Genomic DNA, 9650 nt, shown 5'->3' on the forward strand with positions numbered 1-9650 from the left:
CGTCCCCGTTAACTGTCGCTGTTGTTCCACATCTCGATCTGCTGTTCGAGATAGCTTTGCGTAGCTTTGAGCGCCGTCAGGCGCGTTTCCATCTTGGAATAGACGGTCGTGAGCTGCGCTTCGTAACTGGTCATCTGCGTGTCGAGCTTTTCCAGCTGTTCACTCAAGGATTTGGCCAGCGCCTCATATTTGACCTGCGCCTGCGCCAGCGCACCGTCCTTGACCTGGACCCGGTCGCGCACCGCGTCCATCATCCCGGCGAGGCCTGGGTTGGTCGCGGTCGCGACCGCCGGATTGAGCATCTGGGTGATCGCCGACGGATCGGCGGCAATCGCCTTGTCGAGGACGTCAGTGTCGAGCTTGAGCGTGCCATCGCGATTGGTGGCGATGCCGATGTCCGACAAGGTGCGATAGGTGCCGCTGCTGGTCAGTGCGGTGGAGGTCATCTGCGACAATTGTCGCTTCATGTCCCGGATCGACGCTTCGCCGTTCAGAACACCGGACGAGGCGGAATCCGCGCCGGTGCTGGTCGATGTGTTGAGCGCCTTCATCAGCGTATTATAGGCATCGACGAATTCGACCATCAGGTCGCGCATGGTCGTCGTCGGTTCGGTCGACGCCAGCGTGACCAGCGCGCCCGGCGCTGCCTTGTTCAGGTCGATGCGCAAATGGGCGATCGCCGTGTCGATCGTGTTGCTGGCATAACGCTGCTCCACGCCATCGAGGCTGATGATCGCATCCTTGGGCGTCGCCATCGACGCCATCGTCGCGCTGTCCGTGCCTTCCCAGGCGAATTTCGCAAGCTCCGCGCCGCTGACCGATGCCAGCGAAAAATCATTGGCCGCGCCAGTCGCGCCCTTCATCACCAGCCGCGTGCCCTGCGTATCGGTAACGACCGAGGCGGTTACGCCCAGGCCCGATGCGTTGATGGCAGCGGCAAGGCCCGAATAGCTATCATTGTCGGCGGTGATGCTGATGGTGGCGCTCTGGCCACCCACCGTCAGCGTCATTTCGCCCTCGCCCACCGCCGTCGCAGCGGTTGCGCCCAAGACCGGAGTCGATGCCAATGTGCGGGCCGATGCGAGTTGCTTGACTTCTAGCTGGGCGGGCAGACCCATCGGCACGCCACCCGGCAGCAAGCCGACCGTAGCGATGCTGGGATCATTGGAGGCGGGCGTCCCGGCATAGCCAGTGCCCGCGAGCAGGCTGTTCAATGCATCGGCGAAAGTGTCGATCGAACTGGAGGCCGAGGCGAGCGCGGAGATGCGCGCACTGTTCAGGCTCTGCCGGTTGGTGATGACCTCCTGCTTGGGATCACGCGTGGCAGCGACCAGGCTGGAAACCAGCGCCTTGGTGTCGATACCCGATCCGACGCCGAGCGCCGTGGTAATGCTGCTGCTGACCGATGCCATTGCGTCGTCCTTTCAGAGGAGAGAACGGCGCTAGCGCGAAGACCTTTAGGAATGATTTGCGAGGGGACTGATCAGTTGGCCGAAGCGACGATCTGATCGACGACACCACGCGAAACATGGGCCTGCGCGGCATGGCTGTAGGCCGCACGATCGACCATGCGACGAGCGACCACGGCGGCATGTTCGATCGCTTCCTTGCTGGCAGGCGGCAGCGGCACCAGAATGATCGGCCGGGCCAACATCGCGTCGATGGACCGCGCCGCGCCATCGACCGACGTGCCGCTGTCTAGGTCCGCCAATATATCGGCGATGCGGGCGTGGATTTCGACATATTCGGCGGCGCTGGCGACATCCTCGTCCACGCTCGCCACATCGATCTGTGGCATCGACGCACGGGCGTCGCGGTCGGGTGAAGGGGCGGATCGCCCTGCTTCAATCGGCTGAACGGCCTGCGCAGACGAGATGGCGCGTGGCGCGGTCCGATCGACCGGCGGCAACTCGATACGGGAAAAATAGTCGCTCATGACGCACATCCTAATGCGTCCCCATGAAGAGAATACGGACGAGCACGGCTAAACTTTAATTCACCATTACGCTTTCGTTACGGCTTTCGCCCATCGGCATCGAAGCGCAGGTCGTCGGGTACGGTGATGAAGGGGCGGTCCATTTCACTCGCCATGCGATTTTCGACACGGAAGACGAAAGCGAGGACGGTGGCGACGGCCATGTAGAGGCCTTCATTGACGACCTGCCCGGCGCGTGAGGTGAAGTAGATGGCGCGGGCGAGGTCGGGATATTGCAGGATGGTGACGCCATTCTGCTCCGCCAGTTCGCGGATGGCGGCGGCAATCGCATCATTGCCGCGCGCGACCACCACCGGCGCGGCATCCACGCCCGGCTTGTAGCGCAGCGCCACCGCGAAATGGGTCGGGTTGGTGATGATGACGCTGGCTTCGGCCACCGCTTGGCGCGTCGATCCGTTCAGCACCTCAAACTGGCGGCGACGGATCTGGCCCTTGAGTTCGGGCGAGCCTTCGCTTTCCTTATGCTCGTCCTTCACATCCTGTTTCGACATGCCCAGGCGCTTGGCGCGCTGCATGATTTGCGCCGGGACATCGATCCCCGCGATCAGGAACAGCCCGCCCGCCATAACCAGGCAGGTGAGGATGAACATATTGCCAAGGTCGGCGATGGCAGGACCAATACCCATCTTGCCCAGCCCCGTAATTTCGGTCAGCCGATCCCAGACCATCCAGATACCGATCGCGCCGAGCAGGCCGATCTTGGCGATGGACTTCATCAGCTCGATCAAGCCCTGCGTGCCGAACATACGCTTGAGGCCCGATGCCGGGTTCATCTTCGACGCCTTGGGCGCGAAGGCGCCGGGGCGGAAGCCGAGCGACCCCAGCAAGGCCGGGGCAGCGATCGCGGCCAGGAAGGTCGCCAGCATCACGCCCGCCACCGGCAGCGCGATGCCGGTCAGCAGGTCCAGCCCGCGTTGGGCCGGGGAGAAATCGGTAATGTCCTCGCGCCGGAAGCGCAGCGCCTCGACCAGCATGTCGGACAGGGAATCGATCAAGGATGGGCCTGTGACGGCGAGCCAGCCAATGCCTGCCATGACCACCATCGCCGTGCCCAGTTCGCGCGACTGAAGGATGTCGCCCTTCTTGGCGGCGTCATCCAGCTTCTTCTGGGTCGGTTTCTCGGTCTTTTCGCCGCCCTCATTGCCGCCGGCCATGGCTATTGCCCCTCCGCGATCATGCGGGCCTGTTCAAGGCCGGCCTTGATCGAGGCGGTCATGCCTTCGGCCATGATCGGGACGGCCATGGCGAGGAGGATGAGGCCGGCCATCATCGCGACGGGCATGCCGACGGCGAACAGGTTGAGCGAGGGGGCGGCGCGCGCCAGCATGCCCATGACGATCTGCACCAGCACCAGCGCAAAGGCGACCGGCAGGGCGACGGTGACGCCCGCGCCCAGCAACGCGCCGCCAAATTCGATCATCCGCCAGATCGTGTCGTTGGACAGCATCGCCGCGCCCGGCGGGATCGCCTGATAGCTTTGCACCACGAAGCTGGCGAGCAGCAGATGCCCGTCCATGCCGAGCAGCAGGAAGGTCGCGAGGATGGAGAGGAAGGTGCCCAGCACCTGGGTCGATTGGCCCGACGAAGGATCGACCATCGCCGCGAAGTTGAGGCCCATCGCATTGCCGATCGTCTCCCCCGCGACGAAGGCGGCGGCATAGCCGATCTGGACCGCAAAGCCGAGCGCAAGGCCCGCCATCACTTCGCCCGCGACCATCATCACGCCTTCGAAACTGGCGACGCCGTCCTGCGGCAGGGTGATGGTGACGCTGTTGAGCGCGGCAAGGCCGAGCGCGAGCGCGAGGATCAGGCGAAGCTGGAGCGGCACGGCGGGCGCGCCGAAGACGGGCGCGGCGATGAAGGCCGCGCCGGGGCGGATCATCGCGATCAGCCAAACCCACAGCTGCGCCTCCACCCCCGCAAAGCCGGGGGCTATCATTGCAACAGGTCCGGGATGCGATCGAATATCTCGCGGGTGAAATCGGCGATCAGCACCATGATCGAACCGCCGAACAAGGCGAGCATGGCCCCGACCACCAGAATCTTGGGGATGAAGCTCAATGTTTGTTCGTTGATCGAGGTCGCGGCCTGCACCATGCCGATGATCAGGCCCGCGATCAGCGCGGGCAGCAGTATGGGTGCCGCCGCGAGTGCGGTGATCCACAGCGCCTGTTGGGCGAGGCCCATGAAGAAATCGGCATTGTCCATCGGGGCTAGATACCCCACCCCGTTCGCTTCGAGCGTGTCGAGAAGCGATTGCGCGAACGGTTCTCGACTTCGCTCGAACCGAACGGAAACAGGTGACGACCCACGGTCATGTCGCGAACGATCCCGCCAGGCTGCCCATCGTCAGCGCCCAGCCATCGACCAGCACGAACAGCAAGAGTTTGAACGGCATGGAGATAATGGTCGGGGACAGCATCATCATGCCAAGCGCCATCAGCGTGGAGGCCACGACCAGATCGATGATGAGGAACGGCAGGAAGATCATGAAGCCGATCTGGAAGGCGGTCTTGAGTTCGCTGGTCACGAAGGCGGGGAGCAGGATGGTGAAGGGAATGTCGGCGGGCGTGCGGAAGGCGGGGGCTTCGGCGAGGTTGGCGAACAGTTTGAGGTCGCTCTCGCGGGTTTGCTTGGTCATGAAACCGTGCAGCACCTTGCCCGACCGGCCGACCGCTTCCTCGATCGTGATCTGGCCCTTGCCATAGGGATCGAAGGCGAGGCCGTTGATCTGGTCGATCGCGGGACGCATCACGAACAGCGACAGGAAAAGCGCGAGGCCGACCAGCACCTGATTGGGCGGCGTCTGTTGCAGGCCCAGCGCCTGGCGCAGCAGCGACAGGACGATGATGATGCGGGTGAAGCTGGTCATCATCAGCACGAGCGACGGCAACACCGTCAGCAGGCTCATGAGGATCAGGATTTGCAAGCTGAGCGAGAGCGACCGGCCGTCGCCGGAAATCTGGCCCATGGCCCGGCCTAGCGCGCCGCCATTGTCGGCGGGGGCGGCAGGCGCCGCCTGGGCCAAGGCGGGCGCGGCCCATAGCAGGACCAGCAACATCGTCATTCCCAAGACGGCGAGAACCCATCTCCGAACAGCTGCACCTTGGCGCGACGTCGGGAGATGAACCCCCGCCTTCGCGGGGAGGACGGATACGGGGTTAGCGCAGGCGCGCATGGTCGCCTTCCGCGATCTTCTCGATCCGGCCGCGCGTGACCGACAGCAGGATCTTCTTGCCCTCGAACTCGACCACCGCGAGCTTGCCGAAGGCGCCCATCGGCAGGGCTTCGAGCAGCTTGAGCGAACGGTCGCCCTGCTGGCCCATCATGCCCGGCTGATATTTGCGCCACAGCCACAGAGCGCCGAAAGCCATGCCACCGACCAGCGGCAGGAGGATCAGCAGTTTAACGAAATACCAGAACATGATGGAGCCGCCCGCGCTTCATGGTTAATTGGCCCAAGCGATCCGCAGTTTCGATCCGCAAGGCAAGCGCAAAATCGATGCGGTGCGATCAGCCGCGCCGTTCGATGCCTGCAAGCCGGGTTTCAGTCGCCGCGATATCGACGATGCGGATGCCATAGCGGCCATTGACCGTCACCACCTCGCCTTTGGCGATCAGCGCGCCATTGACCATGATGTCGAGCAGGTCGTCGGCCTGGCGGTCCAGTTCCACGATACTGCCTTCGGCCAGGTCCATGACTTCGGCGAGGCGAAGCGAGGTCGATCCGACCTCCACCGACATGCGGACCGGAATGTCCGCCAGCAGCTTGAAATGACGATTATTCGTCATCCGGCTGACGGGATCTTCGGCGCGCTCCATCCGGGGGGCTTCGCTCATGTCGCTCATTGGTCGGATCCTTGTACGAGTTTTTCAATCTGGAAGGCGGCGCGGCCATCCTGTTCGCCGATGCTGCCATGGGCGACGATGCGGTTGCCCACGATCAGCGGCAGCGAGCGACCGATCGTGACGGGAATGACATCGCCGACCTTCAATTCCATGAGGTCGGCGACGGAAAGATGAGGCCTGGCCAGCACGGTGCGCGCGGGCAGGCGAATGTCGCGCATCCGCCGGGCGATGCGCCCCTGCCAGACGGGATCGCATTGCTCGTCGTCTGTCGGCAGCTTTGATCCCATCAGCGCTTCGACGGCGCGCAAGGCGGACAGCGGGAAGACGAGATCGATCGGCCATTCCTGCTCACGGGTCAGGCTGACGGTGAAGCGCTGGACGACCATCTGGTCGGCGGGCTGCGCGCTGGCGGTGAAACCGACGCCGGTTTCGCGCATGACGAGGCTGGCATCGAGCGGCAGGACGTCGCTCCACGTCTCGACGAGGCGCGCGATGATGGCGTCCGCCAGGCGGACGATCAGCCGGTCTTCGGTAGGGGTAAATTCGCCGCGCGAGGGCAAGGGCCGGTTGCCAAGCCCGCCATAGAAGCAGTCGACCAGCGTCGAGATCATGGCGGCGTGCATATGCAGCAGCACCTGCCCTTTGAGCGGGAGCAGGCGATAGACGGACAGGCTGGCAAAGGCGGGCATGGCGGCCGACCAGGCGCCCATGTCCATCAGCTGCGTCTCGTGCGCGGCGACATGGGGGCGCGTACCCGATATCGGTTCGATGAGCGTGCGCATGCGCCGGGCGAGCTTGTCGCCCAGCCGGTCGAGGCCCGACAGCATCACCGGTGCTTGTGAATCCCCCCGCCCGAAGGCGTAGGTTTGTACGTCGTCCATGATTGTCCCCAGCCCTTCGGACCGGGGGACTTCCCGGCCTTCTGGACGGTGCTATTGAATAACGAAATTGGTAAAATAAACGTTATCGACGCCGCCATAACCCGTTTTTTGCTTTAAAATATCGTTTATTATCACCTTGATCTTCGCTTGGAGCGCCTGCTTGCCCTTGGGCGTCGCCAGCATCTCTTCGGGCTGCTGGGCGAGCATCATCAGCACCTGGCTGCGGATCGCCATCTCATGCGTCTTGATCGCGTCGATCACCCGCAAATCATAATAGGTCGATACCGCCAGCGAAATCTGGGCAAAGGCGTCGGTGTCCGTCATGTTGGAGGTGAAGGGCGTCTGCAGCTGGAAATAGGTCGCCTGATAGGCGGTGGGGTTGGCTGGCGGGGGCAGATCGATGCCCTTGCCATGCGCGCCGCCATGGGCCGATGCCGCATCGCCATGGGGCGCGGCATGCGCCTTGGCGATATCCTCGGCGCTTTCGCCGGCCAGCACCAAAACGGGTTTGTTGGGATCCTCCTTTGGCCCTTCATCCTTGGGGCTGAAGAAACCGGCGGCATAGAGGCCACCCGCCGCGCCCGCACCGCCGATCAGCATGGCGATGACGACCAGCAGGATCATCTTCATGCCCCCGCCCTTTTTCTTCTTCGCCTTCGGTTCGTCGCTCATTCTTCCTGTCCCCCAGGCTCAAGGCCGATCATGCGTAGCGCGCGCGAGCGGCATCGCGGGTGTTGTCGCCCGCCTCCGCATGGTTAAGAACGGCCGCGTCGTCGGCGGCTTTATGCGATTGCGCGATATTTTCGCGCGCCTGCCAGCGGCCTTGGCCCTGGCCCTGAAAGGCGGGCTGACCTGCCTGCTGCTGGTGCTGTTGGCCCGGCGCATTCTGTCCCGACGGATCAGGGCGAGTGGCGTCCGTGGCGGCGGGCGCACGCTCGATCTTCACCTCGCTGATCTTTACGGCGGCGAGGCCTGCATCGAGGCGCAAGCGGTCGCCATCCTGGCGCAGCGCCTGTTCGGCAAGGTCGGTGGCGACGGTCAGGGCGACGGTTGCGCCCTTGTCGCCCTGCTGGATGTCGACCTGGATCTGGCCGAGCGTGTCGGCATTGATCTGAAACCGGCCCTGCGCGCCATTGGCCGACAGACCTGCAATGTCGCGGGCCAGGCTGTCGATCCACTGGCCCGACACGCCCATGTCCACCACTTGCGCGCCAAGGCTGGCGGACAGGTCGGCAACGGGTGCCGTGGGTGGGACTGGGGCGAGTGCGACGGGTTGGAGCGTGATCGGCGTTGGCACGGCTGCGGTGTCGGCACGCGACATGCTCAACGGCAGAGCGGCGGTCTCCTGATCGGTGTCCGGGCGCTGCACGGCTTCCGTCGGCTGCGGAGACGCCGCGCGGCCAGTCATATGATCGCGCACCAGTTGCAGCAGCGATACTGCCTCGGCTTTGACGGGCGCTTGCACCGGTGGCTGGGCATCGGCGGTCGGTGTCGGTAGCGGGGCGGCGGTAACGTCAGTTGGCGCGATGCTCTGTGGCGTTGTGAGCGCGACGGGGCTGACGACTGGGGCCGGGCCTGGATCGCTGACCGTCATCGTTGAACCGGGTGTAGCCTTATGGAGCACCGGCTTGGAGGTCGCTACAGGCGGCACAGGAACAGGCGGCACCGTCGCAGGTGCGGCTGGTGTGGCTGGTGTGGCTGGTGTGGCTGGTGTGGCTGGTGTGGCTGGTGTGGCACCAACTTCCATTAGAGTGGTCGGTTGCGCGGGTGCGGTTGTCGCCGTCGTGATGCGGGCTGCGAGAGGTGCTGGGGCCTTGGCGTCCGCAGGCAAGGCGTCAGCGACGATGGACGGCGCAGGGACCGGAAGAGCTGGCGCTGTCGCCATGTCGGTCGCGGCGACCATCGGGTCGGGCAGCGGCAGCGGGGCGGCTGGCTGTTCGGCCACGACGTCCTGAGGCAACGGGCGATCGGGGCTGGTAACGGCCAGCGGTGCAGCTCCGTCCGGTCGCGCGGGATGAACGGCTTCGGTTTGCCTGACCGGTTCGGCCGATCGGATCGGGGCTTGAGGGGATGGCTGGACTGGCGTTGCGAGAGGGATTGCCGCGTTCTGCGCCGGTGCTGCCGCGTCGGAAACGGACAGCGAAGCGGACAAAGGTTCGGCGTTTTCAGGCCCGGCTGCCGCGGCCGACTCTATGTCCGTTTCGCTGTCCGTTTCGCTATCCGTTATCGGTGTGCGGACTGGTGCAGCGGCGTCGGGTGCGGTGGCCGGTTGGATCGCAGGCGACGCGGGCGTCGTGACCATCGAAGGGCTGTCCGCCGTCTGCTCGATCGGCGATCGATCGACAGGCGATGGGCGTGCAGGCGCGGCGGCAGGTCGTGCAGCGGCGGGCGCTGCCTCAGGCTGCGGCGCGGCGGGCGCGTCTTGCGTTTCCTGGGACGGTGTGTCCGTCGCTGCCGGTGCCGGTGTGATACGCGAATCTTTGGCGGGCACGCCGGGCAAGGCTGGCGCCATAGGGCTAGGTGCCATGGTCGGTGTAGCGGATTGCGGCTGGGCGGGTGCGGATGGAGACTGTCCGCTCTGCTCAGGCCGGGGCGGTTGAACGGGCGTCGCCGCAAATGCAGCGGCAAGCGCAGGGGTCGTAGCGTCTGGAACCGAAGGCGCGGCGCGGGGCGTGGCAGGCACGGCTTCTGCGGCTAAGACCGGTGTTCCTGGCACGGAGATGGGGGTGCTGGGCGTCGCAGACGCTGCTCCCGACGCTAGGCTCGGTCCGTTGGGCGCTGCAATTACGGCGCTTGGCGTCGTCGCTGCCGCGCTCGGCGGGGCGGTCGCTGCGTCGAGCAGCTGCGCGAAGTCGGGGGTGCCGGGCATTGGCGCGACGCCCCCGCCCTTCCCTGTCCCACCGGCGGGTGTCGTGAAGAGCAAG

General features: G+C 65.0%; 12 protein-coding genes. 1 reads left to right on the forward strand and 11 read right to left on the reverse strand.

Features of this window, described 5'->3' with window-relative positions; genetic code table 11:
• Positions 1-8 precede the first annotated feature (8 nt).
• The 11 genes from fliD to OVY48_RS07750 form a co-directional block, all read right to left on the reverse strand.
• Positions 9-1412: a flagellar filament capping protein FliD gene (fliD, locus tag OVY48_RS07700; RefSeq protein ID WP_313922394.1), complete on the reverse strand. Its 1404-nt coding sequence runs from the start codon at positions 1410-1412 to the stop codon at positions 9-11.
• Between the two features lie 71 nt (positions 1413-1483).
• Positions 1484-1936 carry a hypothetical protein gene (locus OVY48_RS07705; protein WP_313922395.1) on the reverse strand — a complete coding sequence of 151 codons (453 nt, stop codon included), beginning with the start codon at positions 1934-1936 and terminating at the stop codon, positions 1484-1486.
• Between the two features lie 77 nt (positions 1937-2013).
• On the reverse strand, positions 2014-3150 hold the full coding sequence (locus tag OVY48_RS07710) for a flagellar type III secretion system protein FlhB (RefSeq protein WP_313922396.1): 1137 nt from the start codon (positions 3148-3150) through the stop codon (positions 2014-2016).
• A gap of 2 nt (positions 3151-3152) precedes the next feature.
• Positions 3153-3935: a flagellar biosynthetic protein FliR gene (gene fliR / locus OVY48_RS07715; RefSeq protein WP_037476218.1), complete on the reverse strand. Its 783-nt coding sequence runs from the start codon at positions 3933-3935 to the stop codon at positions 3153-3155.
• On the reverse strand, positions 3932-4204 hold the full coding sequence (gene fliQ, locus OVY48_RS07720) for a flagellar biosynthesis protein FliQ (protein WP_037476216.1): 273 nt from the start codon (positions 4202-4204) through the stop codon (positions 3932-3934). The genes fliR and fliQ overlap by 4 nt, the downstream gene beginning before the upstream one ends.
• A 106-nt stretch (positions 4205-4310) precedes the next feature.
• Positions 4311-5063, reverse strand: a complete 753-nt coding sequence (gene fliP, locus OVY48_RS07725) for a flagellar type III secretion system pore protein FliP (protein WP_313922397.1) — start codon at positions 5061-5063, stop codon at positions 4311-4313.
• Between the two features lie 94 nt (positions 5064-5157).
• A complete protein-coding gene (locus OVY48_RS07730; protein WP_037476212.1) occupies positions 5158-5421 on the reverse strand; it encodes a FliO/MopB family protein in 264 nt (87 codons plus the stop codon).
• Positions 5422-5509: 88 nt separating this feature from the next.
• Entirely contained in the window at positions 5510-5845 is a 336-nt protein-coding gene (gene fliN, locus OVY48_RS07735; RefSeq protein ID WP_037476210.1) for a flagellar motor switch protein FliN, read from the reverse strand.
• A complete protein-coding gene (locus OVY48_RS07740; RefSeq protein WP_313922399.1) occupies positions 5842-6726 on the reverse strand; it encodes a flagellar motor switch protein FliM in 885 nt (294 codons plus the stop codon). Before OVY48_RS07740 ends, fliN begins: the two co-directional genes overlap by 4 nt.
• A 51-nt stretch (positions 6727-6777) precedes the next feature.
• Positions 6778-7398 carry a flagellar basal body-associated FliL family protein gene (gene fliL, locus OVY48_RS07745; RefSeq protein ID WP_313922400.1) on the reverse strand — a complete coding sequence of 207 codons (621 nt, stop codon included), beginning with the start codon at positions 7396-7398 and terminating at the stop codon, positions 6778-6780.
• Positions 7399-7426: 28 nt separating this feature from the next.
• On the reverse strand, positions 7427-8320 hold the full coding sequence (locus tag OVY48_RS07750; protein WP_313922402.1) for a hypothetical protein: 894 nt from the start codon (positions 8318-8320) through the stop codon (positions 7427-7429).
• Positions 8321-8918: 598 nt separating this feature from the next.
• Between OVY48_RS07750 and OVY48_RS07755 the strand changes: the two genes are divergently transcribed.
• Complete coding sequence (locus OVY48_RS07755) at positions 8919-9326, forward strand: hypothetical protein (protein ID WP_150125757.1); 408 nt, start codon at positions 8919-8921, stop codon at positions 9324-9326.
• The last annotated feature ends 324 nt before the right edge of the window (positions 9327-9650 follow it).

The sequence above is a fragment of the Sphingobium sp. SA2 genome, from assembly GCF_032227065.1.
In the GTDB taxonomy this organism is placed as follows: Bacteria; Pseudomonadota; Alphaproteobacteria; order Sphingomonadales; family Sphingomonadaceae; genus Sphingobium.

Excerpts from the sequence above, each read along its gene's own strand:
- fliR (WP_037476218.1), bottom strand. The coding sequence starts at position 3,935 with ATGATAGCCCCCGGCTTTGCGGGGGTGGAGGCGCAGCTGTGGGTTTGG.
- fliQ (WP_037476216.1), bottom strand. The coding sequence starts at position 4,204 with ATGGACAATGCCGATTTCTTCATGGGCCTCGCCCAACAGGCGCTGTGG.
- OVY48_RS07750 (WP_313922402.1), bottom strand. The coding sequence starts at position 8,320 with ATGACGGTCAGCGATCCAGGCCCGGCCCCAGTCGTCAGCCCCGTCGCG.
- fliL (WP_313922400.1), bottom strand. The coding sequence starts at position 7,398 with ATGAGCGACGAACCGAAGGCGAAGAAGAAAAAGGGCGGGGGCATGAAG.
- OVY48_RS07755 (WP_150125757.1), top strand. The coding sequence starts at position 8,919 with ATGTCCGTTTCGCTGTCCGTTTCGCTATCCGTTATCGGTGTGCGGACT.
- OVY48_RS07705 (WP_313922395.1), bottom strand. The coding sequence starts at position 1,936 with ATGAGCGACTATTTTTCCCGTATCGAGTTGCCGCCGGTCGATCGGACC.
- OVY48_RS07730 (WP_037476212.1), bottom strand. The coding sequence starts at position 5,421 with ATGTTCTGGTATTTCGTTAAACTGCTGATCCTCCTGCCGCTGGTCGGT.
- OVY48_RS07710 (WP_313922396.1), bottom strand. The coding sequence starts at position 3,150 with ATGGCCGGCGGCAATGAGGGCGGCGAAAAGACCGAGAAACCGACCCAG.
- fliP (WP_313922397.1), bottom strand. The coding sequence starts at position 5,063 with ATGACGATGTTGCTGGTCCTGCTATGGGCCGCGCCCGCCTTGGCCCAG.
- OVY48_RS07740 (WP_313922399.1), bottom strand. The coding sequence starts at position 6,726 with ATGGACGACGTACAAACCTACGCCTTCGGGCGGGGGGATTCACAAGCA.
- fliN (WP_037476210.1), bottom strand. The coding sequence starts at position 5,845 with ATGAGCGACATGAGCGAAGCCCCCCGGATGGAGCGCGCCGAAGATCCC.
- fliD (WP_313922394.1), bottom strand. The coding sequence starts at position 1,412 with ATGGCATCGGTCAGCAGCAGCATTACCACGGCGCTCGGCGTCGGATCG.